A 23331-nucleotide genomic window follows, 5' to 3' on the forward strand; every position below is an offset into this window, starting at 1 on the left:
AATCAACGAAATTTTAATTTTTCTAACGGTGTCAAGGTTTTAAACCTTTGCATAGTTAGATGACTGATCATCAGCAATCCATAAAATTCGAGCCTTCAAATTCTTCTATTCATAGGAAATTAGGTAAATTTGTCTAACAAAAGTTTTATAAAATGTCGAAAAAAGCAATATTGGCCATTCTTGACGGATGGGGATTGGGAACAAACCCTAACGTTTCTGCAATAGATAAAGCAAATACACCATTCATAGACAGCTGTTACCAGAAATTTCCACATACTACACTTGAAGCAAGTGGATTGGCTGTAGGTTTACCAGCCGGACAGATGGGGAATTCTGAAGTAGGGCACATGAACCTGGGAGCCGGAAGAGTAGTTTACCAAAACCTGGTAAAACTGAATATGGCCGTTGAAAACGGAACAATGGGTCAGGAAAAAGTGATCCAGGATGCTTTTGAATATGCCAAAAAAGAAAATAAAAAAGTACACTTTATCGGATTGGTTTCCAATGGAGGTGTACATTCACATATCAACCACTTAAAAGGATTACTGACCGCTGCAAAAGAGTCCGGATTGAATGATAACGTTTTTGTTCACGCATTTACTGATGGTAGAGACTGTGATCCGCACTCAGGATTAGGATTTATCGATGAGCTTCAGAAACATATGGAAATTACTACAGGAAAACTGGCAACAGTGGTAGGAAGATACTATGCGATGGACAGAGATAAAAGATGGGAGCGTGTAAAACTGGCTTATGATGCTCTTGTAGAAGGAGTAGGTGAGCCATCAACAGACGCGTTGGCTTCTATTAAAGCTTCTTATGACAACAACGTTACCGATGAATTCCTGAAACCAATTATTCTGATGAATACTACGGCTACAGGAAATGTAGTGCCGGTAGCAAAAATCATTGATAATGACGTAGTAATCTGCTTCAACTTCCGTACAGACAGAGGTAGAGAGATTACGGAAGTGCTTTCTCAGAAAGATTTCCCGGAATATGATATGAAAAAGCTGAACCTTTATTATGTCACATTAACGAATTATGATAAAACCTTCCAGAATGTACAGGTAGTTTTTGATGAAAATGTACTGACGGAAACAATGGGTGAAATTCTTGAAAAAAATGGAAAAACCCAGATCAGAATTGCAGAAACAGAGAAATATCCACACGTTACTTTCTTCTTCTCAGGAGGAAGAGAACTGGAGTTTTCAGGTGAAAGAAGACTGCTTTGCCCAAGCCCGAAAGATGTTCCTACTTACGACCTGAAGCCGGAAATGTCAGCATATGATATCACCAATGCTATTGTGCCGGAACTGGAGCAGGGAACCGCTGATTTTGTATGTCTGAATTTCGCCAATACAGATATGGTTGGGCATACAGGCGTTTTTGAAGCTGCTGTAAAAGCTGCTGAGGTGGTAGATCAGTGTATTGAAAAAGTAGCTACAGCTGCCTATGAAAACGGATATGCTGTCTTCATTCTTGCCGATCACGGAAATTCTGATGTTATGATTAATGCAGACGGAACTCCTAATACCCAGCATTCAACAAATCTGGTTCCTTTTATCGTTATGGATAAAGACCACACATGGAATTTAAAACCAGGAAAACTGGGGGATGTAGCGCCTACCATTCTTAAAGTAATGGGCGTTGAAATACCAGATGCAATGACTGGAGAAGTTTTGGTTAATTAATATTCAATAATATTGTTAAAAAAATGCCGTTATGCTTTTGCAGCGGCATTTTTTTTATGATTTATGTCAGATAAGGTATGACTTGCATACTTTATTATGCGTTAAATAATAAATAAATCTTATCTTTGTAAATTAAAACTGAATAGTAAAATGTATCAAAAGCTTGTTAGGAAAGAAGTAATGGGATTATTGGAAAAGGAAGTAGGTTCTTTTCTTGATAAATTTTTAACGCCAATTGAAAAAATCTGGCAGCCTTCCGATTATTTACCAGATCCTTCAAGCGATGAGTTTAAACATGACTTAGAAGAAATTCAGACTTTTGCCCGTGAAATGCCTTATGATCTTTTTGTAACTCTTATCGGTGACTGTATCACAGAAGAGGCACTTCCTTCCTATGAGTCTTGGTTGATGGGTGTTGACGGTATCAATCAGGAAGAAAAAGTAGGCTGGGCCAACTGGGTAAGAGCATGGACTGCTGAGGAAAACAGACACGGAGATTTATTAAACAAATATCTTTATCTGTGCGGAAGAGTAAACATGAGAGAGGTGGAAATCACAACTCAATACCTTATCAATGACGGATTCGATTTGGGAACAAGTATGGACCCATACAGAAACTTCATTTATACAAGTTTCCAGGAAACAGCTACCAATATCTCTCACAGAAGAGTAGGAACATTGGCAAAACAATCCGGAAACGGAAAATTAGCAAAAATGTGTGGGGTTATTGCCGCAGACGAAGCAAGACACGCTAAAGCATACAAACATTTCGTAGCAAAAATCCTTGAAGTAGATCCTTCAGAAATGATTCTTGCATTCGAAGATATGATGCGTAAGAAAATTGTAATGCCTGCTCACTTAATGAGACAGTCCGGACAAAAAGCTGGTGAACTTTGGGGACATTTCTCAGATGCTGCACAAAGATGTATGGTCTACACAGGTCAGGATTACATCAATATTATGAAAGACCTTTTAGATGAATGGAAAATTGAGCACGTAAAAGGACTTACAGAAAAAGCAGAAAAAGCTCAGGAATACCTGATGAAGCTTCCTGCAAGGCTACAGAAGATCACAGACAGAGTTTCTACTCCGGATCTTCAGTTCCAGTTTAGCTGGGTAAAAAGCTAATAAGATCTATATTATTATTTAAAATATAAAAGTATTGAGTGCCTTTCTTTTTGGCACTCTTTTTATTTCTTATCTTTGCAAAGCTAAAAAAAGAACAAAATGTTAAATAATAAAAAGATTGCTGTTGACTTTGACGGAACTATTGTTGATGACGCTTACCCGGCAATTGGAAAACCAAAAACCTTTGCATTCGAAACGTTGAAAAGACTCCAGGCTGAAGGATACAGACTTATACTTTGGACTTACAGACACGGAAAAACATTAGATGAAGCAGTAGAGTTTTGTAAAAAAAACGGAATAGAATTTTATTCTGTGAACTCTAGTTTCGAAGGAGAAACTTTTGACCCTGAAAATCAGTCCAGAAAATTAGATGCAGACTGGTTTATTGATGACAGAAACTTAGGAGGATTTCCAGGATGGGGTGAGATTTATAACATTATTCAGGAAAGAATAGAATTCCGTGTAGAAGGAAAAGAAGTTCTTGCCTATTCAAAACTTAAAAAAGAAAAGAAAAAAGGACTTTTTTGGTAAAATAGAAATTAGAAGCTAGGTATTAGACGTTAGTTTTTAACGGCCAATCAAAGCTTCTGTTTTTTATCAAAAAGAGTTTATAGATTGTTATAATATAGAAATACACATTATGTTGTAATCTAGCTTCTAACATCTAATATCTAACATCTATATACAATGATTCAATTAAAAACGATAGACGAATTACGTCTGATGAAGGAGAGTGCCCGACTGGTTTCTAAAACATTGGGAATGTTGGCAAAAGAAATTAAACCGGGGATTACTACCTTATATTTAGATAAACTGGCTCATGATTTTATTAAAGATCATGGTGCTGAGCCTGCATTCTTAGGATACGGAGGATTTCCAAACTCTCTATGTATCTCTCCGAATGAGCAGGTAGTTCATGGTTTCCCAAACAATGATGTAGTGAAAGAAGGAGATGTTCTTTCCGTAGACTGTGGAGTTATTCTTAACGGTTTCGTAGGAGATCATGCCTATACTTTTGAAATCGGGGAAGTGAAGCCTGAGGTTAAAAAATTATTACAGGTTACCAAGGAATCTTTATACAAAGGAATTGAGCAGGTTGTCAGAGGAAAAAGAATTGGAGATATCTCCCATGCAATTCAGGCACATTGTGAAAAAGAAGGGTATGGAGTAGTAAGAGAGCTTGTAGGACACGGATTAGGAAGAAAAATGCACGAAGATCCACAAGTTCCTAACTATGGAAGACAGGGAAGCGGGAAAGTAATTAAAGACGGTTTAGCAATTGCGATCGAGCCGATGGTAAATATGGGAACTGAAAAAGTGAAGTTCCATAATGATGGCTGGACAGTAACTACTTTAGATAATATGCCTTCTGCTCACTTTGAACATGATGTGGCAGTGATCAACGGTAAACCGGTATTGCTTTCAACATTTGAATATGTATATGAAGCTTTAGGTATTGTAAGTGATGAAGAAAAGCAGTTCCAACTGGATTTTTAATGAAAAAGGTTACCAAGCTTTTACTGAATAAAATTCCACGTCCTATGCTTATTAAATTGAGCATCTGGGCAAGACCGCTTATTTATCAGTTTTTCAAAGGAGACAAGTTCTATGATCCTATTGACGGAAGATCTTATAGGAAATTTCTTCCTTATGGATATGGAAAACAAAGAGAAAATGCTCTTTCTCCAGGGACTTTAAGTCTGGAAAGACACCGTCAGATGTGGTTGTATCTTCAGAATGAAACTGATTTTTTTATTAAAAATTATAAAGTTCTGCATATCGCTCCTGAACAGGAATTTCTAAGGAAATTTAAGAGAATGAGTAATCTGAACTATATCTCAGCAGACTTATTTTCTCCGATAGTAGATGTAAAGGCTGATATTCTGGATTTACCTTTTGAGAATGAAAGTTTTGATATTGTTTTCTGTAACCATGTTCTGGAACATATTGAAGACGATGCCAAAGCAATAAGTGAGCTGTACAGGGTAATGAAACCCGGTGGCTGGGGAATTCTTCAGGTTCCGATGAAAAATTCATTGGAGAAAACCTATGAAGATTTTACCATTAAAGATCCGAAAGAACGCCAGAAACACTTCGGACAGTACGATCATGTTCGCTGGTATGGTATGGATTATTTTGACCGCCTAAGAAAAGCAGGCTTCGAAATAGAGCCCAACTTCTATTCACAGAAATTCTCTGAAGAAGAAATAAAAAAATACGGATTAAGACATAATGAGATCTTACCTGTAGTTTATAAAAAATAAAATAAAACCCGTTTCAGCTACTGAAACGGGTTTTTATATACATAAAATGTTCTGTTTTTACTCTTTGACAAAAGGGTATGACTTATAATTTTCTATCGTTACCATATATTGCCCTTTTTGTAAGCGGCTGGTATCAATTGATATCTTGTTGCTGTTGGTTATCGTTTCAAATACCAGTTTTCCTGACAGATCATAGACCTTAAGAGGAAGGTTTCTCTCAATATTTTCAAGATGCAGAACCTCTTTTACGGGGTTGGGATATGCTTTAAAGGTTTTCGTTACTACGCCAGCTTCTTTAGTGCTCAATGGGTCAGTATTGTTATAGTAGATTTTATTTCCCGAAGGATCTGTAATCATCAAAGTCTTTACGCTGCCATTGTTTGTAATCTCGTAACTGTATATGGATGCATAAGCTCCTAAATTATAAATATCACAGTTTTTCTGATCATAAGCACGAACAGGTGCTGCATTTCCTCCGTTGTAAAACAAAAGAGTGCATGCGTTCGATGTTTTGATCAGATTATTGCTTCCGGGCATAATCCCGAAACCCATTATGGAAGTATTATAATATCTGGAATTCATAACATAGTTTGTTCCTCCCGCCGAATTAAATGTAGTAGCAGGAACTCCGTTATCTATTAAAGGTGTGTTGGTGGTTTGTCCGCTGCTTGTTACCATTTTGGAAATATACCAGTTGTTGGAAAGTAATTCGGAGGTTTGCTGGGCAGTCAGTAAACCACCTGCTAAAAGGAATAGAATTTTTTTCATAGGTTAAAAGTTTCCGATAAAGATATAAAAGAATTTCTTTTTCTTGTCAAATAAATCAAAACCTGAAAATGATTTAAAAAAAACCGCCTTCATTACAAAGACGGTTTCCATTTTTAAATATAGATAGAAGTTTATGCACTTTCTAGTGTGAAGAAGATACAGCTTTTAATCCTACAACAGAACCAATAAGCGTTACAATAAAGAATACTCTCCAAAAACTTACAGGATCCTTAAAGAAAATAATCCCCATTAAAGCAGTTCCCACAGCCCCAATTCCTGTCCATACCGCATAAGCAGTACCGATAGGTAAGGTTTGAGTAGCTTTGATCAGTAAAAGCATACTGATTGTCATTGTTACCAGGAAACCTGCGTACCACAGGTACATTTCAGTTCCTGATGTTTCTTTTGCCTTTCCCAGACATGATGCGAAGGCAACTTCAAATAATCCTGCGATAACTAATATTAACCAATTCATTCTTTAAAATTTTACTACTGCAAATTTCAGAATTTGACAGGAGAAAAAATTTTACAATTGTTAAAAAATGAAATTGAGAATAGTTTTAAAGGAGGGAAGATGGGAGCTGGATGAAAAACAGCAGACATATCAATATCAATATCAATATCAATATCAATATCAATATCAATATCAATATCAATAGGGGCGGACTTTAGTCCGCTCGCTTTCAATATAAATAATCATACCTCAGGCTTTAGCCGAAACATAAGAATTTTTAAATATTTCAATTCTTAAATCTTTAAATTTATTTAATCTCCGCCCGAATTCTACTTAAACTCACCTGCGTAATTCCAAGATAAGACGCAATATAGCCGAGCTGAACTCTTTTAAGTAAGTCAGGTTGATAATTAATAATATCTTTATAACGTTCCAGAGACGTTTTGAATTGTCTTGAAATAATCAGTTCCTCGGATTTTATCATCTCTGCTTCTGCCAGCTTTCGTCCCCAGTTGGCAATATGAATATCTTCATTGAACAGTTTTCTTAGATTTTCTGTTTCCATTCTGTACAGCTCGCAGTCTTCAAGTAATTCGATGCTTTCATAACCGGGTTTGTCCTCCACATAGCTTTTCATCGAGAGAATGCATTGTCCCTCGCTTCCGAACCAGAAAGTAATATCATTGTCAGCTGTTGAAGAATAAGCACGTGCAATTCCTTTCCGGATAAAATACAGATAAGGAATCACTTTATCAGCTTCCATCAGACAAAAGCCTTTAGGATGGGAAACTTCGGTGATATGCTCTTTTAAACTGTTTTTTGAGGTCTCAGGAAGAAGGTAAACCTTATCAAGAATCTGGTCTATATTCATAAAGATGAATTCTAATAGTCAAAAATATCAGTTTTAAGTAATGCAATACAAAATTATCAGATATTTTTTATCAGAAATATTGTAATAAAATTATTCCGGATTCAACTTATTTATCTTCAAAATTACCAAGGAAAGAGCAAAATTCCCCTCTTCTGGAGGGGTGGCGAAAATTCAAAGAATTTTTGACGGGGTGGTTTGAGCTTTTACAATCCTGTATTTCACAATATAACTCTCTTTTTTCTTTAAAAATCAAGATTAACTGTAAAGACCAGTTTTGTTTTACTAACTTTGCAGTTCGTAATATTATTTTTATGCACAAAGCTGGATTTGTAAATATAGTTGGAAAGCCCAATGCGGGAAAATCGACCTTGCTTAACCAATTGATGGGAGAGAAGTTGGCGATTGTAACGCAGAAAGCTCAGACAACCCGCCACAGAATTTTTGGTATTTATAATGAAGATGATCTTCAGATTGTATTTTCTGATACTCCGGGAGTATTGGATCCAAAATACGGACTGCAGGAGAAAATGATGGATTTTGTAAAAGATTCTTTGCAGGATGCTGACGTTTTTCTATTTATTGTAGATGTTACCGATAAAGCAGAACCATCAGAATTTTTAATTGATAAATTGAATAAAATCCCTGTTCCTGTACTTCTTTTATTAAATAAAGTAGACCAGACGGATCAGGCAGGTCTTGAAAAATTGGTAGAAGATTGGCATGCCAGAATTCCAAAGGCTGAGATTTTACCTATCTCTGCATTGAATGCTTTCAATACAGAAGTTATTTTACCTAAAATAAAATCTTTGCTTCCTGAGAATCCGCCTTACTACGATAAAGATCAGTACACAGACAAACCTGAACGATTTTTCGTTAATGAGGCAATTCGTGAGAAAATTCTTTTGAACTATGATAAAGAAATTCCATACTCTGTAGAAGTTGTGACTGAACAGTTCAAGGAGAAAGAAGGAATTATCTTTATAGACTCTATTATTTATGTAGAAAGAGATACCCAAAAAGGAATTATTATCGGGCACAAAGGAGAAGCGATTAAAAAAGTTGGAACTGAAGCCAGATTAGACCTTGAGAAGTTTTTCACCAAAAAAATTCATTTAAACCTTTTTGTAAAGGTGAAAAAAGACTGGAGAAAGAACGATAGAGATCTTAAAAATTTCGGTTACAGATAGACTAAAATAGCTTGTAATCCCGTTGTATTAAAAGATTTTTTACTACCTTAGTATAAATTTTTTAGTACATGAACTATAATAATTCAAATTTCAGCTCAATACCTAAAGATATTATTTTACTGGCAGTAAGAGTGTTTGTTGGTTTTGCTATGCTTTCTCATGGTTTTCCAAAGCTTCAGATGCTATTGGCAGGAGGTAAAATAGAGTTTTTTGATTTTATGGGATTAGGACCGCAGGTATCACTGATTCTTACGGTTTTTGCTGAATTTGTATGTTCAATACTCCTGATATTGGGGCTTTTTACAAGAGTAGTTCTGGGATTTTTAATCTTTACAATGATCATTGCAGGTTTTGTAGTTCATGGAGCAGATCCATTCGAAAAAAGAGAAATGAGCCTTATTTATCTTTCTGTTTATCTTTTATTGATGGTAATTGGAGCTGGAAAAGTTTCAGTAGATCATATGATTGAAAGAAGAAAAAGAGCTTCAGACTGGTAATTTTACAACCATACAAAATAAAGAAGGCACTTCAGGAAATGAAGTGCCTTTTCTGTTATTAATAATTACAGTTAGGTAAGCATTCCCAAATCAGGGCTCCGTTTTCATCCCTTACTCTGCAAGCCATAAAGCCTGCATCACATAATGGAGCACTTCCTCCGTTAATCATTTTTAAATTTCCTTTTGATAATTTTTTTAAATTTTTCATATTATTTTAATTTGTAAGATAAATGTAATAAAAAAATAAACATGACACCAAAAGGAGTCTTATTTTTCAATGTTAAAATTCTTTTAAAATTCACTACATTCGTAGAAAATGAATTTATATGAAGATAAAACTGACTATTTGCCTTCTGGCATTTCTCAATTTTTATGATGCACAGGAAAATATTACGTATCAGAAACCTTCTGCTGAGATTTTAAAACTGGCAGATTATGAAAGACCTCCAAGTGTTCTGATGAACAGCAAAAAAGACTGGGTAGTGTTTACTTATCGCCCTACATATAAAACGTTGGAGGACCTCAGTCAGAATGAAATGAAGCTTGGCGGACTTAGAATTAATCCGGTTACTAATATTTCAAGCAGCATGACCTACTCCAATAATCTGAAGATCAGAAAGATCAATGATAAAAATGAGATTCAGGTAAAAGATCTGCCTTCTAATCCAAAAATTGCTTACGTTTCCTTTTCACCGGACGAAAAGAAACTGGCTTTTACCAATACAACCGCTAAAGGTGTAGAACTTTGGGTAGTGGATATGGAAACAGCCACTGCTAAAAAAATTACGACTGATAATCTGAATGCCAATTTAGGAATACCTTATGTATGGTATAATGACTCTCAAAGCTTCCTGATCAGAACACTTCCACAAAACAGACCCGCTCTGATAGATGCAAGCAAGGATCTTCCTACAGGCCCGATTGTCTCCACCGCAGATGGTAAAGTTTCTCAAAACAGAACCTATCAGGATCTTTTGAAAAATCCTCAGGACGAAAAGAACTTTGAAACGCTTACAGCTTCTGAAATTTATAATGTAGATCTTACAGGAAATCTTAAGAAATTAAAAGACCAGGATATGTATACCGGATTGAGTTTCTCTCCGGACGGAAATTACCTGTTGGCTACCGTGATCAAAAAGCCATTCTCCTATATTGTTCCGCTTAACAGATTTCCGTCAACAACGGTAGTGTATGATATGAAAGGAAACACAGTGAAAACAGTGAATGAAGTTCCTTTGAATGAAATTATGCCAAAGGGATTCTCCTCTGTAAGAACCGGAAAAAGAGATATGGCATGGAGAAGTGATGCGCCTGCAACACTTACTTTTGCTGAAGCTTTGGATGGAGGAGATCAGTCTAAAACAACAGAGTACAGAGATGAGATATTTACCTGGGAAGCTCCCTTTACAGCAGCTCCTAAATCTTTCTTTAAAACCAAGCAGAGATATGATGATGTAGTCTGGACTAATGACCATTATGCTATTGTTTCAGAAGGCTGGTATGACACAAGAAATACAAAATCTTACCTGATAGATACCAATAATGGAGAATCTAAAGTGTTTGATGACAGAAACTATCAGGATGTTTACAGTGATCCCGGACATTTTAACACTACAAAAAACCAATACGGAAGATATGTAATCGATATGAAGGGCGGAAAAGCTTACCTGATCGGAGATGGATTTACCAAAGACGGACAGCATCCTTTTATTGATGAAATGGATGTAAAATCCCTGAAAAAGAAAAGACTATACACTTCGAATGTAAAAAATGGTAAAGAAGAAATCATTGATATTCTTAATGCATCAAAAGGTGAAATTCTTACTACTCAGCAGTCACCAAGCCTATACCCTAATTACTTTAAAAAGAATATTAAATCTAACAAAGCAGAAGCTGTAACCAACTTTGCCAATCCTTTTGAAAGTATCAAAGACGTTTACAAAGAAGTAATTACTTACAAAAGAAATGATGGTGTTACTTTAACGGGAACTCTTTATCTTCCTGCCAATTATGACAGAAAAGCAAAAAAAGATAAACTTCCTCTGTTAATTTGGGCTTACCCTACAGAATATAAAGATAAAAATACTGCAGGGCAAAATACCCAAAACCCTAACGATTTTACATTCCCTTACTACGGGTCTTTTGTATACTGGACGACGAAAGGGTACGCCGTTCTTGATGATGCTGCTTTCCCGATTATCGGTGAAGGAAAAACAGAACCTAATGATACCTTTATTCCTCAGTTAGTAGCCAATGCAGCAGCTGCTATTGATGCTGTAGATCATTTAGGATATATCGACAGAAAGAAAGTGGCTGTAGGAGGACATTCTTACGGTGCATTTATGACGGCAAACCTTCTGACACATTCTAACCTTTTTGCATGTGGAATTGCAAGAAGTGGTGCTTATAACAGAACTTTGACACCATTCGGGTTCCAGAGTGAGCAGAGAAACTATTGGGATGTTCCGGAAATCTACAACACGATGTCTCCGTTCATGCATGCAGACAAAATGAAGACACCACTTCTTCTGATTCATGGGGATGCAGATAACAATCCGGGAACATTTACATTGCAGACGGAAAGATACTTCCAGGCACTGAAAAATCTTGGAGCTCCGGTAAAAATGGTTCTTCTTCCAAAAGAAGCCCACGGATACCAGGCTAAAGAGAATATCTTCCACCTTTTATGGGAACAGGATCAGTTCCTTGAAAAGTGCCTGAAGAAATAAATAATAAAAGAGACTGTTTATAGGAAACAGTCTCTTTTTTTGATTAAAAAATATAATAAGGAAGGTTGTATTAAAACTTAAAGCGAAGCTCATCTTAATGATCTTATCCTCTTAATAAAACTTAATGGTTTTAAAAATTAAAGATGCTTCAGAATTTCATTAATACTTTTAAGCTCCATAAAATTTGGATGCTCCAGGTTAACATCATGCTGTTCATGACTCCAGGTCACATGATAAGGAATATGAGCTGCTGATCCACCGATTTCTAATACCGGCAGAATATCTGATTTAATAGAATTTCCAAGCATCAGGAAATTTTCAGGCTGGCAGTCCAGATGTTTCAAAAGCTTTTTGTAATCGAGTTCTTTTTTGTCACTCATGATCTCAATATGATGGAAATAATCCTGTAACCCTGAATTTTTCAGTTTACGCTCCTGATCCAGTAAATCGCCTTTTGTGGCAACAACCAGTCTGTATTTTCCTTTTAAACTTTCAAGGGTTTCGGTTACACCGTCCAATAATTCTATAGGTTTCTGAAGAAGCTCCTGACCCAGATGAATAGCTTTGTTGACTAATTCTAATGAAGCTGTATTATTAGAAACTCTACTGATGGTTTCAATCATACACAGCATAAATCCTTTTACTCCATAGCCATACAAATGAAGATTCTGCATTTCTGTTGTAAACAATTCCTGTGATACCGAATGTTGTGGAAGGTAATCTTCAAGAAGCATGCAGAATTCTTTTTCTGCTTCCTGAAAATAAGGTTCGTTGATCCAAAGCGTGTCATCTGCATCAAAGGCAATCGTAGTAATATGATTATTCATTTTTGTTTTGTAATTTTCTGTCCACAAAATTCAATATAAAAACTCAATAAGAAAAGGACATTTGTCCCAGATGAATATGTTAAGAACGAATCAGACATTTTTAAACTATCTGGATGAACTGTATGAAAAGCAGAATGATAGTGATGATATTATAGTAAAGTCTTTTTCTGCAGGGGATAAAATACTGGTACAGGATCATCAGCTTTCTCATGTTATGTTGATTAAAGAAGGCATTGTCAAATGTTATTTCGTTGAAGAGAACGGAAAAGAATACATTGTAGAATTTCTGGGAAGTGGTGAAGTGATAGGAGAAGTGGAGCTTATCAAGAATATAAATTGCTTATGCAGTATTGAAGCGCTCACGGAAGTTACCGTATATGCTGTAAAGATTACCGCTTTTAAATCTTTAATTAAAAATGATCTTGTGCTGAACAATCTTCTTTTAGAGTCTTTTGCAGAACGAATTATTAATACATCCAGCAGAGCTTCCTATCAGCAACTCTATACGGTAGAACATACTTTAAAACAATTGCTTCAAATGCAGTCTAAGCAGAATATTCAGATCTCCAAAGAAGATATGGCGGCTTATCTTGGAATTGCGGTAAGAAGTTTAAATAGAATTTTAAAAGATTTGAAATAATTTTGTTGAATATGCTAATGAAATTACGATTATTTTTCTCGCAGATTGAGGAGATTGCGCAGATTTTTCCATAACAATCTGCAAAATTTGCATAATCTCTGAACGGCAATATTTGCGTATTCAATTTTATCGGAGATAAAATCCTTGCGTCTTAAAAATATTCTAGCCTTCAATCTTATTGCGCCTTTGCGTCTTCAAAAAAAACAAAACATTGATATAGGTGTGAATATTGGTGTTATTTTAAGGGGTTTTTCTATTTTAATATTAAAATTTGGATAAAATATATAAAATTTACAGGGGTGTTTTTAAAATTTAGTATTTTTGCATGAGAATAAGTTGAATCCAATATTCATGGAAAAATTAAAATTCAGAAATGCTGAGTTGGCAGATTTAAATAAAATCGTAGCCATATACAACTCAACTATTGCTTCAAGAATGGTCACTGCAGATATGGAAGAAGTCTCTGTAGAAAGCAAACTAAAGTGGTTTGAAGACCATAATCCTCAGACAAGACCTCTTTGGGTAGTTGAAGATGACCAGAAGTAAACCGTTGGTTGGGTAAGTTTCAGTTCATTCCATGAAAGAGCGGCTTACAATGGTACTGTAGAAGTGAGCATTTATCTGGACGAAACCTCCAGAGGAAAAGGGTATGGGAAAACCATTCTTCAGTATTGCATTGATAACGCTGGAAAATTTGGAGTAAAAAACCTTGTAGCGCTTATTTTTCTTCATAATGAACCAAGTTTGAAGTTGTTCAGACACTTTGGATTTGAAGATTGGGGAAGCCTTCCTAATGTTGCAATCTTAGATGGTGTGGAGAGAAGTTTAAAGATCTTAGGGAAGAAGATAGATTAAATTGAACAGAAAAGCAAATAAGCTTGTGTCTATTTGTGAATGTAATTTGTGCTATTCGTGTTTAGAAAATATGCATAATTATATAAATATATAGAAAGGGCATAGCTCACTGTTCTGTTGTAAATTAACGAATATAAAAAGGGCTGTCTCAAATATTGAAACAGCCTTTTTATTTTTATGAATTCTGCTTAATTCTTTTCGCAGACATATTCAGGAATCGTTTTACCAGGAAAACAGCGGAGACTGTTAATCCCAGTCCAAGTGCGATCCACATTCCGAATGCGCCCATCTCTAAAGTAACACACAAGAAATATCCTAAAGGAATAGTAATTACCCAATAGGCAATGAAGGTATAAATAGAAGGGATTTTCACATCCTGTAACCCTCTCAGCATTCCTAAAGCGGTCACCTGAATTCCGTCAGAAAGCTGGAATAAAGCAGCGATAATCATGAGTTTTGCAGCCAGGGTAATAACTTCCACTTCTTCTTTTTTCGTGAAGAAAGTCGGGAGTATGTTTCTGCCTAAAATAAATACCAATCCACAGATACACATGAAAATAAAGGCGATTTTCAGGTTGTTGATTCCTACTTTTCTCAATTCAACAAAATTCTGTTCACCCAGTTTTCTACCAATCATTACGGTAGAAGCAACACTGAACCCTACACATAAATTGAAGGTAAATGAAGCCATGCTTAAAGCAATCTGGTGAGAAGCAATATCGTGAGCAGAAATCAGTCCACAGATAAATGCTGCTCCGGCAAAAGCGGTTACTTCAAAAAACATCTGTAAAGCTGTAGGTAATCCGAGTCTTACCATTTTATCAAACATCTGTTTTGAAAAATCCTGAATTTTTAAAGAAAAATCTTTGATATAACGTCTTGTTCTTTTTTCTTTTACCAAAACAAAATAAAGAAAAACCACCATGAAAATTCTGGAAATCAAGGTTGCCAATGCAGATCCCTGTACGCCCATTGCCGGAATTCCCCAAAGCCCTTTGATAAAGACATAGTTTAAAGCAATATTGATGATATTGGCAATAATGGTTGCTTTGGTAACTCCAATGGTATAGGATAAACCTTCAGAAACTTCACGAAGCGTCTGAAATGCCATAATCGGAATCATACTCACTACCATTATGCTTAGGAAGCTTACCGTATCAGGAATGATCTTGGCAGGCTGTCCGGAATGATAGAGGAGTGGCATTCCCAAAAGGAGAATGACCATCAGGATTACTCCTACAGACATGTTGATGATAAAACCGTGGCTGAATACAGAATTGATCGTAGCATGATCCTCTCTCGAATGTGCTTCCGAAACCAATGGAGGGATAGCAAATGAAAAGCCTAATGCTAATACAAATATGGAGAAGAATACAGCATTCCCCAATGAAACAGATGCCAGTGCATCGGCACCCAAAAGTTGTCCGACAATAATATTATCGAATAAGTTTACTGAAACTTGCCCCACCTGAGTAAGCATTACAGGCAGAGCCAAAGTCAGGCATTCTTTTGTATAATTTTTGTTTAAAAAGTTCATAATATTTTAAGATTCATATAGTTTATAATTCAAATTGGATCAAAAAAAAATTTGCAGTGGAACACTGCAAATTTTTATATATTGTAAATAATAGCTTTATTATTTCCTTACAAAACTTGCAACGTCACCTTCAGAAACAGTGTTTCCACCAAGAATAATCAACCTCTCTACAACATTCCTTAATTCTCTGATATTTCCAGTCCATGAAAGCGCTTTTAAAGCATCAATAGCTTTATCCTCAAACTTTTTCGCAGAAGTACCGTGTTCATCAGCAATCATACCAGAAAAATGTTCAACCAATAATTTGATATCCTCTTTTCTTTCATCCAACGGTGGAACATAGATTTCAATAACAGAAAGTCTGTGGTAAAGGTCTTCTCTGAATTTTCCTTCCTCAATTTCTTTCTGCATATTTTTATTGGTTGCCGCAATTACTCTTACGTCAACTTTGATTTCTTTATCACTTCCTACAGGAGAAACTTTGCTTTCCTGTAGCGCTCTCAATACTTTAGCCTGAGCAATAAGGCTCATATCTCCAATCTCGTCAAGGAAGATGGTACCGCCATTGGCCTGCTCAAATTTTCCCTGCTTATCTTTAATAGCACCTGTAAAAGATCCTTTTACGTGTCCGAAAAGTTCAGACTCAATAAGTTCAGATGGAATAGCAGCACAGTTTACCTCTATCATAGGGCCTCTTGCACGCTCACTCTGATTGTGGATTGCATGAGCAACCAGTTCTTTTCCTGCACCGTTAGGTCCTGTGATCAGAACTCTGGCATCAGAAGCAGCTACCTTTTCAATCATATCCTGGATCTTTTGAAGAGCAGGAGAGGTACCGATCATCTGGTATTTTTTACTTACTTTTCTCTTTAAAGTTTTATTTTCAGTCTGGAGATTTTTGTTTTCTTTCTTCAGGGTTTCTTTCACCAATGCATTTTTCACACTTGTAATAAGTCTGTTGATATCAATGGGTTTGGAGATAAAATCATATGCGCCCTCTTTCAAACAGGAAACAGCGGAATCAATGTCTGCGTGTCCTGAGATCATGATAAAAGTAGTTTCTGGTTTTAATGCAAGACTTTGTTTCAAAAGCTCAGTTCCTGAAAGCTTAGGCATTTTAATATCAGAAATCACTAGGGCGAAATCTTCTTTTTCTACCTGTTTGTAACCTTCAAGGCCGTCTTCGGCAATAACAAATTCATAATCGGTTAGTTCATCCGAAAGAATACTGTGAAGTACTCCCGAGATTGCTTTTTCGTCTTCTACTATAAGGATTTTTTGCATAGTTGCAAATTTAAATTTTTTGTTTCAATTATTAGCAAAAACTGTACCTAAATATTCTATTTCGAGTAGTCTCTTTTCCCAAAAATGGCAGATCCAACCCTCACAGAGTTAGCTCCACACTCGATCGCTATCGGGAAATCGTCACTCATCCCCATTGATAAGGTATTTAATGTTTTTAATTGATTTAATTCATCAAAAAGCTTTTTCAGGGTTAAAAATTCATTTCTAACCTGCTGCTCATCATCTGTGAATGTTGCCATTCCCATTAAACCATTAATTTCCACATTGGGAAAATTGCCTTCAATAGATTGTTGGAAAAGATCTTTCGCTTCAGAAATTTCAAGTCCGAACTTACTTTCTTCTGCTGCGATTTTTACTTGCAGAAGAACTTTAATCTTCCTGTTGTGCTTTCCTGCTTCTTTATTGATTTCTGTCAATAATTTTTCAGAATCCACACTTTGTATGGTATCTATGAAAGAAGCAATGTACTTCACTTTGTTGGTCTGTAAATGACCAATTAGGTGCCATTGGATATCCTGAGGAAGAAGAGGAGCTTTTTCCATCAGTTCCTGTACTTTATTTTCTCCAAAAACCTTTTGCCCGAGATCATATACTTCCTGTACTGCGGAAGCCGGATGTGTTTTTGAAACAGCAACCAGCTGAACATTTGATGGCAGCTGGTCTTTTATAGCTTTATAATTTTCTTTAATACTCATAGATGCAAATTTCCGAAAATTCCCTGACAGTTGCCAGTTATGAATACATTTTACACGGTACTTTTACTGTAAAATTAATTCAGGACCTCATTGATCTTAGGATACTGAGAGATTTTTCTGAACACAAACTTGTTGCTCTTCTGTAATTTTTCAATAAACATATCCAGTTCATTGATAGAGTCTGCATCTCTCAGATACTGGTCGTGAGTAAGGAATACCAGATGTCTTGAAGTCTTCTCAAGGTCGTTCAGGAAAATACTGTCTACTTTCTTGATCATGGCTTCATGACTTCCTTTTAAAGTCATTTTTTGAGAAGGTCTCCATTCAAGATCCCAGCCAATTACTTTATAACCGGCTTTTTTAAGGCCATCTGCTGCTAAAGTGGAACTTTTAATATCTGTTACATTGATATTGTTGAGCCTCCAGATATTTCTTCCGGGAGTTCTTGCTATTTTATCGGTAAGCTTCAAACTGTCTTTGGCGATATCAAAATCGTGAACCACAGCATCAGCATTTTTATAAAAATCTGTGTATTTGTTGTGGGCATGAGAGAAACTGTGATTGGCAAGTTCTACCAACGGATTTTGCTTAAGCAATAGCAGATCATCCTTCTGTTTTTTACTTCCATAAGCATGTTTCCCTACCAGAAACGCAGTGGCACAAACATTTCTCTTGTCCAGGATTTTTAAAAGATTTTCGGTTCCCTGATTAGGTCCGTCATCAAAGGTAAGGTAGATCACTCTTTTATCCGGATCTACGCTTTCATCATCCATATTATTGGAGACTATTTCTGCGGAAGGATGTTCCTGTGAACTGACGACGGGGTCATTATTCACTTCATTCTTGAAATTACAGCTGTTCAATAAAGCCGAAGTTGTACTCATCAATACAACCATCCCGAGAAAAGTCATATTTTTAGACTTTCCCGCAAAAATTTTTCTCATAAAAATAATGGAGTTTAAGTTGTTAAAAATCGTTAAAAATAACAGATGAAAATTAACAAATTATATGCCAAGCTGTGCAGTTATTTTTCTTTTTAAGTTTATTTTAAGAACTTTATTTTAAAGCGTATTTCCATCAGCTGATGGATTGTTAATTTATGATTTTGTTTTCTTTATGTTTTAACATTTATAAATATGAAACCGATTGTTTTTCTCTATTTTCTTTGAGATGATTGCAATTTCCTTTTGCGGGGAATTATTTTTATTTTAACACAATCTTTTTTTGACAAGAGTGTTTTTGGGGTATTTGAGACTTTACTTTCTTTAAACATACAAAAAAGCAGCCTTATGAACGGGCTGCTTTTATTCTTTATTTGTAAAGATTTCTATTATTTAATATTCAGATCCACGGAATTTAATCTTAATGAATTCAGAATTACAGATAATGAACTGAAGCTCATGGCTGCAGCTGCAATCATTGGTGATAAAAGAATTCCAAAGAACGGATACAATAACCCTGCAGCTACCGGAACTCCTAAAACATTATAAATGAAAGCAAAGAACAGGTTCTCTTTAATGTTTTTGAGGAGCTTTTCACTCAGTAACTTTGCTTTTGCAACGCCTAAGATATCTCCTTTCAATAAAGTGATCTCAGCACTTTCAATCGCAACGTCTGTTCCTGTTCCCATAGCAATTCCCACATCAGATTGTGCAAGGGCAGGAGAGTCATTGATTCCGTCTCCGGTCATCGCTACGATTTTACCCTGCTGTTGAAGTTTCTTTACCTCATTGAGTTTATCTTCAGGAAGGCAGTTGGCTTTGAAATGTTTAATTCCTAATTCATCAGCAACAGCTTTGGCGGTATGTTCATTATCTCCGGTCATCATGATGACGTCTATTCCTTCACTCATCAACTGTTTAACAGCTTTTTTGGAACTCTCTTTGATTTTATCTGTAAAACTTACAAATCCCAGCACCTGATGATCCTGTGCAATATAGGAAATCGTATGGGCTTTAGACTGAACTTCTACAGCTTTCTGTTTTAAGCTGTCAGGAATCATGATCTGATGCGAGGTCAGGAGACTTTCATTTCCAAGATAAGCTGTTTTTCCGTTGATATTTCCTTTCACTCCTTTTCCGGAGATATTCTCAAACTGGTCTACTTTTTCAGCCGTCAGATTCTCTTCTTTTGCTCTTTTTATTACGGCATTGGAAAGTGGATGTTCAGAATTTTGATTCAAAGAAAAAGCCATTTTTAAAATCTGATTCCGGTCTCCGTTTACGGTTTCAATATGTTCTACGGAAGGCTTTCCTTCTGTTAAAGTTCCTGTTTTATCAGTAATCAAAACATTTACTTTATTCATCTGCTCAAGAGCTTCCGCATTTTTGATAAGGATTCCGTTTTTAGCACCTTTTCCTATTCCTACCATTAAGGACATTGGAGTTGCCAGCCCAAGGGCACAAGGACAAGCCACAATTAAAACGGCAACCGCATTTACGAAAGCAAATAAAGTTCTTTTTCCTTCCGGACCGAAAAACTGCCACAGGATGAAAGTAAGTACAGCAATAAGAATTACCACAGGGACAAATACTTTTGAAACCTTATCTGTAAGTTTCTGGATAGGAGCTTTGCTGCGGCTGGCTTCATTCACCATTTTAATGATTTGGGAAAGCAAGGTTTCGTCACCTACTTTTTCCGCCTTCATAATAAATACCTGATTACCGTTGATGGTTCCGGAAGATACTTTGTCATCTACATTTTTTTCAACAGGAACAGGTTCTCCTGTAATCATACTTTCGTCTACAATAGAATTACCTTCAGTGATTTTTCCATCCACGGGAATTTTTTCACCAGGTTTTACTTTTAATAAATCTCCTATTTTTACCTGAGAAAGCAGAACTTTCTTTTCTTCACCATTTACCATAAGGTTGGCTTCATCAGGTGAAAGGTTCATTAATTCTTTGATGGCATTGCCTGTTTTTTTATGAGCTGCCGCTTCCATCAGCTGACCTAAAATAACAAGGGTTAAAATCACACAGACCGCCTCAAAATATAAAGGGATTTCATGATTATGTCCACGGATTTCATGTGGAATAATGTCTGGAAATATCAGGGCAACAATACTGAAAATAAATGCTGCAGCAACTCCCAGAGCAATAAGACTGAACATATTGAGGTTCCATGTTTTGAAGGAAACCCATCCTCTTTTCAATAAGAACCAGCCGGAATAAAACATCACCGGAAGGGTTAATGCAAGTTCAATAAATCCCTGAATCTGATGAGAGAAAGGGAAATTGATAAACATTCCACCCATTGAAAGAATAAAAACCGGAATGGTAAATGCTAATGAAGTAATGAATTTCCTTTTTAATAGAGTATAGGTTTCATCTTCATCATCATCACTGCTGTCCGGCATTCTTACCAGATCCATTCCGCAGATCGGGCAGTCTCCCGGTTCATCACGAATGATTTCCGGATGCATAGGACAGGTGTATTTTGCGGTTTTCTTTTCCGGATACTTTACAAGATCCATTCCACAAACGGGACATCCTACATTGGAATCATAGGTTTTATCACCTTCACAATACATCGGACAGTAATATCTGCCTGCCATTTCATCAGTTACTTTAGGAGCTTCGTGATGATGGTGGTGATCATGATGCTGGTGAGCGTGGGAGTGAGAATGATGCTGGTGTGAACTTCCTTTATGAACAAGTTCCTCAGTGACAGGTTCCAGATGCATATGACAAACCGGACAGTCTCCTTTGTCATCGTACACTTTATCCCCCTCACAAAACATAGGGCAATAATATTTCCCAATGCTGTTTTTAAAGTTTTCAGGAAGGTTTGTTGCTGAATAAGCAGGTTTGTGATTAGGATCTTTTGCCAGTTTTTCCTCAATAGGAACCAGATACATTTTGCAGACAGGGCATCTTTCGCCCTGTTTGAAATATACTTTATCTCCTTCACATTCCATTGGACAATAGTATACCGAAGACGGAGATACGCGGTCCTGAGGTTTTACAAATGCTGTCTCAGGATGGCTTGGATCTTCAAGTCTGTATTTTCCTATTTCTGCCAGGGCATCATTTAATACCGAAAGTTTCACTCCATGATCAGAAGTGATGGTTGCGGTATTGTTTTCCAGATTTACATCGGCTTTAACACCATCAACACTGTTCAGTTGATTGGAAATTTTTTTCTGGCAGCCGGAACAGGTCATTCCGAGTATTTTATACTGTTGTTCCATGATTCTTAAATTTATAGTACAAATTTCCAAAATGGAAACCTAAGGTTGTTATAAATTTAAGGATAATAGTTATAAAATTAGGTGGAGTGAGAGAGTTTGAGAGTGGGAGAGTATAAGAGTAAGAGGGTTTGAGAGTTGTATTGTGTGAGCGTTTGAGAGTTTGTAAGTGAGATAGGAATATTTAACTCTTTCACCCCTAAACGCTCAAACACTCAAACTTATAGATTATCAAGCGCTTTACGATTGTGTTCTTTGAGTTTTTTGAATTCCGTAGGAGTGAATCCTGTTGTATTCCTGAACTGGGAAGAAAGGTGTTGTACACTTTTATAACCAAGCTTTCCTGCAATTTCAGTAAGATTGAATTCATTGTATAAAAGAAGCTCTTTTACCTTTTCTATTTTCTGAAGAATGAAGAATTGCTCTAATGTGATATTTTCGTTTTGAGAAAATGTTTTGGAAAGAGCACTGTAATCCTTGTGAAGTTTTGAACTTAAAAATTCGGAAAGCAGGAAGTCTTCCGAGATATCAAGGTCGCTTATTTTTACAATGATCAGATTTTTGATTTTTTCCACAGTCTGATGAGCAGAATCCATAATTCTTTCAAACCCTGTATCAAGCAGTTCTTTTTCTATGATCTGCATTTTTTCAGGAGAAACATCAGCTTCCGTTTCTACTTCTCCCAGTAAGATATTAGCTGTCTTTACATCTGCACTACGGAAAATATTTTCTACTGCCGCAATGCATCTGTTGCAGACCATATTCTTTATGAAAATCTTCATAGGCTGTTGTTTAACCTGTCTTTTACGAATTCTATCTGGGTTTTGCCATGAGGAGCAGGATTGCCTTCTTCGTTAAGGTTTACCATAACAATTCTTTCTACAGTAATGATGGTTTGATGAGTCATTTTATTTCTTACATCACATCTTAAAGTAATAGAAGAAGATCCGAAATGAGTGGCTTCAATTCCTATTTCTATAATATCTCCTTGTTTGGCTGAGCTGACAAAGTTGATTTCAGAAATAAATTTTGTGACTACTTTTGTGTTTTCTAACTGAATGATAGCATAAAGTGCAGCTTCTTCATCAATCCATTGAAGAAGTCTTCCTCCGAAAAGTGAATGATTGGGATTTAAGTCTTCGGGTTTTACCCATTTTCTGGTATGGTAGTTCATATCTTTTAATAATTTGCAGTACAAATTTAGTGTTAAAAGCTGATCTTTTCAAAAGAATAGTATTTATTGATCTGAAAAGAATCATTCATTTTCTCAATCATTTTCTTTTGGAACGCATGGCTTTCGTTTTTGCTATCGAAGAATCATTCAGCAATATTTGATATTCTTCACTTTCTATAGCAACCAGAGCAACTTTCCCTTCTATATTATGATGGAATCCAAATCCATATTTTTTCGCTAAAGGAGAACAACGGAGGCAAGGCTGGCCTTTGGAAAAGAACTTTTTCCTTTCATCCTCTTTCTCGTTTTCTGAAATTTCATTTTTAATGGCATAGCATTCAAAAATTAGATCATCGGAAGAATATTGATAAGGACTTTTTATAAGTTTCTCATATTGCAGATTGGCGAGTGTTTTTTCCTTCTTTTCAGGAGGAATCTGCGCCCGGAAAACAGGACAATCTTCGGCAGCTTCAATGAGTGTGTTGGTATAATTTGTGGTGTATAGTTTCATATTTAG

The 23331-nt window shown here is 36.1% G+C and carries 24 protein-coding genes; 11 read left to right on the forward strand and 13 right to left on the reverse strand.

Going from position 1 to position 23331, the window contains the following annotated elements:
• The first annotated feature begins 152 nt into the window (after positions 1-152).
• From gpmI to ACKTTZ_RS18945, 5 genes are all read left to right on the forward strand, one after another.
• Positions 153-1694: a 2,3-bisphosphoglycerate-independent phosphoglycerate mutase gene (gene gpmI / locus ACKTTZ_RS18925; protein ID WP_407846340.1), complete on the forward strand. Its 1542-nt coding sequence runs from the start codon at positions 153-155 to the stop codon at positions 1692-1694.
• A gap of 150 nt (positions 1695-1844) precedes the next feature.
• Complete coding sequence (locus ACKTTZ_RS18930) at positions 1845-2822, forward strand: acyl-ACP desaturase (RefSeq protein WP_034696739.1); 978 nt, start codon at positions 1845-1847, stop codon at positions 2820-2822.
• A gap of 99 nt (positions 2823-2921) precedes the next feature.
• Positions 2922-3353 carry a BT0820 family HAD-type phosphatase gene (locus tag ACKTTZ_RS18935; protein WP_407846341.1) on the forward strand — a complete coding sequence of 144 codons (432 nt, stop codon included), beginning with the start codon at positions 2922-2924 and terminating at the stop codon, positions 3351-3353.
• Positions 3354-3509: 156 nt separating this feature from the next.
• A complete protein-coding gene (gene map, locus ACKTTZ_RS18940; protein WP_407846342.1) occupies positions 3510-4319 on the forward strand; it encodes a type I methionyl aminopeptidase in 810 nt (269 codons plus the stop codon).
• A complete protein-coding gene (locus ACKTTZ_RS18945; RefSeq protein ID WP_407846343.1) occupies positions 4319-5086 on the forward strand; it encodes a class I SAM-dependent methyltransferase in 768 nt (255 codons plus the stop codon). The genes map and ACKTTZ_RS18945 overlap by 1 nt, the downstream gene beginning before the upstream one ends.
• 57 nt (positions 5087-5143) lie before the next feature.
• On the opposite strand, the gene ACKTTZ_RS18950 is transcribed toward ACKTTZ_RS18945, so the two are convergent.
• The 3 genes from ACKTTZ_RS18950 to ACKTTZ_RS18960 form a co-directional block, all read right to left on the reverse strand.
• Positions 5144-5854: a T9SS type A sorting domain-containing protein gene (locus ACKTTZ_RS18950; RefSeq protein WP_407846344.1), complete on the reverse strand. Its 711-nt coding sequence runs from the start codon at positions 5852-5854 to the stop codon at positions 5144-5146.
• A 142-nt stretch (positions 5855-5996) separates the two neighbouring features.
• Positions 5997-6329 carry a multidrug efflux SMR transporter gene (locus ACKTTZ_RS18955; protein ID WP_034696733.1) on the reverse strand — a complete coding sequence of 111 codons (333 nt, stop codon included), beginning with the start codon at positions 6327-6329 and terminating at the stop codon, positions 5997-5999.
• Between the two features lie 286 nt (positions 6330-6615).
• On the reverse strand, positions 6616-7179 hold the full coding sequence (locus tag ACKTTZ_RS18960) for a Crp/Fnr family transcriptional regulator (RefSeq protein ID WP_407846345.1): 564 nt from the start codon (positions 7177-7179) through the stop codon (positions 6616-6618).
• Between the two features lie 311 nt (positions 7180-7490).
• Between ACKTTZ_RS18960 and era the strand changes: the two genes are divergently transcribed.
• Together era and ACKTTZ_RS18970 are read left to right on the forward strand one after the other, a co-directional pair.
• Positions 7491-8366 carry a GTPase Era gene (gene era, locus ACKTTZ_RS18965; RefSeq protein WP_062670247.1) on the forward strand — a complete coding sequence of 292 codons (876 nt, stop codon included), beginning with the start codon at positions 7491-7493 and terminating at the stop codon, positions 8364-8366.
• A 68-nt stretch (positions 8367-8434) separates the two neighbouring features.
• Positions 8435-8863, forward strand: a complete 429-nt coding sequence (locus ACKTTZ_RS18970) for a DoxX family protein (protein WP_407846346.1) — start codon at positions 8435-8437, stop codon at positions 8861-8863.
• A gap of 58 nt (positions 8864-8921) precedes the next feature.
• Here ACKTTZ_RS18970 and ACKTTZ_RS18975 read toward each other — a convergent pair whose 3' ends face one another.
• Positions 8922-9071, reverse strand: a complete 150-nt coding sequence (locus ACKTTZ_RS18975) for a bacteriocin-like protein (RefSeq protein ID WP_156106471.1) — start codon at positions 9069-9071, stop codon at positions 8922-8924.
• Positions 9072-9189: 118 nt separating this feature from the next.
• Here ACKTTZ_RS18975 and ACKTTZ_RS18980 point away from each other — a divergent pair, with 118 nt between their 5' ends.
• Positions 9190-11592 carry a prolyl oligopeptidase family serine peptidase gene (locus ACKTTZ_RS18980; protein ID WP_407846347.1) on the forward strand — a complete coding sequence of 801 codons (2403 nt, stop codon included), beginning with the start codon at positions 9190-9192 and terminating at the stop codon, positions 11590-11592.
• Positions 11593-11729: 137 nt separating this feature from the next.
• On the opposite strand, the gene ACKTTZ_RS18985 is transcribed toward ACKTTZ_RS18980, so the two are convergent.
• Entirely contained in the window at positions 11730-12419 is a 690-nt protein-coding gene (locus ACKTTZ_RS18985; RefSeq protein ID WP_407846348.1) for an HAD family hydrolase, read from the reverse strand.
• A gap of 70 nt (positions 12420-12489) precedes the next feature.
• Here ACKTTZ_RS18985 and ACKTTZ_RS18990 point away from each other — a divergent pair, with 70 nt between their 5' ends.
• From ACKTTZ_RS18990 to ACKTTZ_RS19000, 3 genes are all read left to right on the forward strand, one after another.
• The gene (locus tag ACKTTZ_RS18990; protein WP_407846349.1) at positions 12490-13059 is read left to right on the forward strand and encodes a Crp/Fnr family transcriptional regulator; all 570 of its coding nucleotides are present in this window, start codon (positions 12490-12492) and stop codon (positions 13057-13059) included.
• 351 nt (positions 13060-13410) lie between these two features.
• The gene (locus tag ACKTTZ_RS18995) at positions 13411-13605 is read left to right on the forward strand and encodes an N-acetyltransferase family protein (RefSeq protein WP_407846350.1); all 195 of its coding nucleotides are present in this window, start codon (positions 13411-13413) and stop codon (positions 13603-13605) included.
• 63 nt (positions 13606-13668) lie between these two features.
• Complete coding sequence (locus ACKTTZ_RS19000) at positions 13669-13914, forward strand: N-acetyltransferase family protein (protein WP_407846351.1); 246 nt, start codon at positions 13669-13671, stop codon at positions 13912-13914.
• Positions 13915-14089: 175 nt separating this feature from the next.
• On the opposite strand, the gene ACKTTZ_RS19005 is transcribed toward ACKTTZ_RS19000, so the two are convergent.
• From ACKTTZ_RS19005 to ACKTTZ_RS19040, 8 genes are all read right to left on the reverse strand, one after another.
• Entirely contained in the window at positions 14090-15451 is a 1362-nt protein-coding gene (locus ACKTTZ_RS19005; RefSeq protein ID WP_407846352.1) for an MATE family efflux transporter, read from the reverse strand.
• A 99-nt stretch (positions 15452-15550) separates the two neighbouring features.
• A complete protein-coding gene (locus ACKTTZ_RS19010; protein ID WP_034696726.1) occupies positions 15551-16735 on the reverse strand; it encodes a sigma-54 dependent transcriptional regulator in 1185 nt (394 codons plus the stop codon).
• 56 nt (positions 16736-16791) lie between these two features.
• On the reverse strand, positions 16792-17451 hold the full coding sequence (locus tag ACKTTZ_RS19015) for a YggS family pyridoxal phosphate-dependent enzyme (RefSeq protein WP_034696725.1): 660 nt from the start codon (positions 17449-17451) through the stop codon (positions 16792-16794).
• Between the two features lie 74 nt (positions 17452-17525).
• Positions 17526-18395, reverse strand: coding sequence for a polysaccharide deacetylase family protein (locus ACKTTZ_RS19020; RefSeq protein WP_034696724.1), 870 nt, complete (start codon positions 18393-18395; stop codon positions 17526-17528).
• Positions 18396-18781: 386 nt separating this feature from the next.
• On the reverse strand, positions 18782-21643 hold the full coding sequence (locus tag ACKTTZ_RS19025) for a heavy metal translocating P-type ATPase (RefSeq protein WP_407846353.1): 2862 nt from the start codon (positions 21641-21643) through the stop codon (positions 18782-18784).
• A gap of 218 nt (positions 21644-21861) precedes the next feature.
• Positions 21862-22422 (reverse strand): helix-turn-helix domain-containing protein, encoded by a 561-nt coding sequence (locus tag ACKTTZ_RS19030; RefSeq protein WP_407846354.1) that lies wholly within the window; start codon positions 22420-22422, stop codon positions 21862-21864.
• Positions 22419-22814 carry an acyl-CoA thioesterase gene (locus ACKTTZ_RS19035; protein ID WP_034696721.1) on the reverse strand — a complete coding sequence of 132 codons (396 nt, stop codon included), beginning with the start codon at positions 22812-22814 and terminating at the stop codon, positions 22419-22421. Before ACKTTZ_RS19035 ends, ACKTTZ_RS19030 begins: the two co-directional genes overlap by 4 nt.
• Before the next feature lie 97 nt (positions 22815-22911).
• On the reverse strand, positions 22912-23325 hold the full coding sequence (locus tag ACKTTZ_RS19040; RefSeq protein ID WP_034696720.1) for a DUF6157 family protein: 414 nt from the start codon (positions 23323-23325) through the stop codon (positions 22912-22914).
• Between the last annotated feature and the right edge of the window lie 6 nt (positions 23326-23331).

This window comes from Chryseobacterium sp. KCF3-3 (assembly GCF_045865955.1).
Classification (GTDB): Bacteria; Bacteroidota; Bacteroidia; order Flavobacteriales; family Weeksellaceae; genus Chryseobacterium.

What these genes read in the sequence shown, in the direction of transcription:
- gpmI (WP_407846340.1), top strand. Translation starts at nt 153, where the DNA reads ATGTCGAAAAAAGCAATATTGGCCATTCTTGACGGATGGGGATTGGGA.
- ACKTTZ_RS18930 (WP_034696739.1), top strand. Translation starts at nt 1,845, where the DNA reads ATGTATCAAAAGCTTGTTAGGAAAGAAGTAATGGGATTATTGGAAAAG.
- ACKTTZ_RS18935 (WP_407846341.1), top strand. Translation starts at nt 2,922, where the DNA reads ATGTTAAATAATAAAAAGATTGCTGTTGACTTTGACGGAACTATTGTT.
- map (WP_407846342.1), top strand. Translation starts at nt 3,510, where the DNA reads ATGATTCAATTAAAAACGATAGACGAATTACGTCTGATGAAGGAGAGT.
- ACKTTZ_RS18945 (WP_407846343.1), top strand. Translation starts at nt 4,319, where the DNA reads ATGAAAAAGGTTACCAAGCTTTTACTGAATAAAATTCCACGTCCTATG.
- ACKTTZ_RS18950 (WP_407846344.1), bottom strand. Translation starts at nt 5,854, where the DNA reads ATGAAAAAAATTCTATTCCTTTTAGCAGGTGGTTTACTGACTGCCCAG.
- ACKTTZ_RS18955 (WP_034696733.1), bottom strand. Translation starts at nt 6,329, where the DNA reads ATGAATTGGTTAATATTAGTTATCGCAGGATTATTTGAAGTTGCCTTC.
- ACKTTZ_RS18960 (WP_407846345.1), bottom strand. Translation starts at nt 7,179, where the DNA reads ATGAATATAGACCAGATTCTTGATAAGGTTTACCTTCTTCCTGAGACC.
- era (WP_062670247.1), top strand. Translation starts at nt 7,491, where the DNA reads ATGCACAAAGCTGGATTTGTAAATATAGTTGGAAAGCCCAATGCGGGA.
- ACKTTZ_RS18970 (WP_407846346.1), top strand. Translation starts at nt 8,435, where the DNA reads ATGAACTATAATAATTCAAATTTCAGCTCAATACCTAAAGATATTATT.
- ACKTTZ_RS18975 (WP_156106471.1), bottom strand. Translation starts at nt 9,071, where the DNA reads ATGAAAAATTTAAAAAAATTATCAAAAGGAAATTTAAAAATGATTAAC.
- ACKTTZ_RS18980 (WP_407846347.1), top strand. Translation starts at nt 9,190, where the DNA reads ATGAAGATAAAACTGACTATTTGCCTTCTGGCATTTCTCAATTTTTAT.
- ACKTTZ_RS18985 (WP_407846348.1), bottom strand. Translation starts at nt 12,419, where the DNA reads ATGAATAATCATATTACTACGATTGCCTTTGATGCAGATGACACGCTT.
- ACKTTZ_RS18990 (WP_407846349.1), top strand. Translation starts at nt 12,490, where the DNA reads ATGAATATGTTAAGAACGAATCAGACATTTTTAAACTATCTGGATGAA.
- ACKTTZ_RS18995 (WP_407846350.1), top strand. Translation starts at nt 13,411, where the DNA reads ATGGAAAAATTAAAATTCAGAAATGCTGAGTTGGCAGATTTAAATAAA.
- ACKTTZ_RS19005 (WP_407846352.1), bottom strand. Translation starts at nt 15,451, where the DNA reads ATGAACTTTTTAAACAAAAATTATACAAAAGAATGCCTGACTTTGGCT.
- ACKTTZ_RS19010 (WP_034696726.1), bottom strand. Translation starts at nt 16,735, where the DNA reads ATGCAAAAAATCCTTATAGTAGAAGACGAAAAAGCAATCTCGGGAGTA.
- ACKTTZ_RS19015 (WP_034696725.1), bottom strand. Translation starts at nt 17,451, where the DNA reads ATGAGTATTAAAGAAAATTATAAAGCTATAAAAGACCAGCTGCCATCA.
- ACKTTZ_RS19020 (WP_034696724.1), bottom strand. Translation starts at nt 18,395, where the DNA reads ATGAGAAAAATTTTTGCGGGAAAGTCTAAAAATATGACTTTTCTCGGG.
- ACKTTZ_RS19025 (WP_407846353.1), bottom strand. Translation starts at nt 21,643, where the DNA reads ATGGAACAACAGTATAAAATACTCGGAATGACCTGTTCCGGCTGCCAG.
- ACKTTZ_RS19030 (WP_407846354.1), bottom strand. Translation starts at nt 22,422, where the DNA reads ATGAAGATTTTCATAAAGAATATGGTCTGCAACAGATGCATTGCGGCA.
- ACKTTZ_RS19035 (WP_034696721.1), bottom strand. Translation starts at nt 22,814, where the DNA reads ATGAACTACCATACCAGAAAATGGGTAAAACCCGAAGACTTAAATCCC.
- ACKTTZ_RS19040 (WP_034696720.1), bottom strand. Translation starts at nt 23,325, where the DNA reads ATGAAACTATACACCACAAATTATACCAACACACTCATTGAAGCTGCC.